At 77.5% G+C, this 413-nt stretch carries 1 protein-coding gene; it reads right to left on the reverse strand.

The genetic code is table 11. From position 1 onward, the window contains the following. Positions 1-413: acetate--CoA ligase family protein (locus tag AC5RWQ_RS30660; RefSeq protein WP_494286074.1), on the reverse strand; the 413-nt coding region annotated here is incomplete at both ends.

The raw sequence follows: 413 nt of genomic DNA on the forward strand, positions 1-413 counted from the left end.
CGCGAGAGCCGACAGGCTCAGCAGGAGCCGTTCGATCGGCTCCGGTCCGGCCGGTCCGGAGCCGTGCCGGCCGGAGAGCAGGTGGGCCCACCGCGGGGCGCGCACGAGGTCGCGCGCGTCCTGGTCGGTGAGCGGGGCGAGCCGCGCGGCCCGGTCGGCGAGCAGCCCGGCGGCGGTCCCGCCGAGCCCGAACACGACCAGCGGCCCGAACACCTCGTCCTGCCGTATCCCGGCCACCACTTCGATGCCGTGCCCGGTCATCGGATGCACCACCGCGCCGGCCATGTCCCCGAACCGGTCGGCCGGTTCGCGGTATCCGGCGCGCACGGCGTCGTCGCCCGCCACGTCGAGCAGCACCGCTCCGCGCCCGTGCCCGGCGGATGGCGCGCCCCGGTACGCCCGCAGTGCCACTC

The organism is Micromonospora sp. BS32, assembly GCF_059089345.1.